This window comes from Rhizobium sp. P1_C7 (assembly GCF_056406295.1).
Genome location: NZ_JBFUAL010000084.1, coordinates 1 through 515, shown reverse-complemented (window position 1 = coordinate 515; position 515 = coordinate 1). Strand labels below are relative to the sequence as shown.

Sequence of the window (515 nt, the reverse complement as noted above, 5' to 3'; positions counted from 1 at the left end):
GAGAAGGTTTCCAGGACTAACTGGAGATTTGCATGGCAGAAGATGGATTTGTGGGTCGCTACGAAGTTGTCGAGCCGCGCCGGGGAAATCGGCGTTGGCCGGATGACGTTAAGGCTCGGATTGTAGCGGAAAGCTTTCAGCCCGGTGTTCGTGTTGTTGATGTTGCGCGTCGTCATGACGTTATAGCAAACCAACTTTCCAGTTGGCGGCGACAAGCACGAGATGGGGTTTTGGCCCTGCCTTTTGAGGYTATGCCRGGMCCTTCRGAGAACGTGGATGCCGAGCCTGCATTTGTGCCTTTGGCGATCACAGCGGAGCCGAGCGAGGCTGTGGGTGTTTTAGCGCCGCCGAAACTGCCGGAGGCGGTTTCAGCGGTCTTGACGCTGGAGATCGGCCCGGACGTTGTGATGCGGGTTCCCGGTGACGTGCCGGTTGAACGTGTGGCGGCTCTGGTGCGAGCGATGCGAGGGACGGCATGATCGTCGCTGGCCAACGACTGCCGATCCTGATCGCGA

At 59.3% G+C, this 515-nt stretch carries 1 protein-coding gene; it reads left to right on the top strand.

What is annotated here, in order from left to right; all coding sequences use genetic code 11:
• Positions 1-32 precede the first annotated feature (32 nt).
• Positions 33-479: an IS66-like element accessory protein TnpA gene (gene tnpA / locus AC1D2R_RS32270; RefSeq protein WP_477973890.1), complete on the top strand. Its 447-nt coding sequence runs from the start codon at positions 33-35 to the stop codon at positions 477-479.
• Positions 480-515 lie beyond the last annotated feature (36 nt).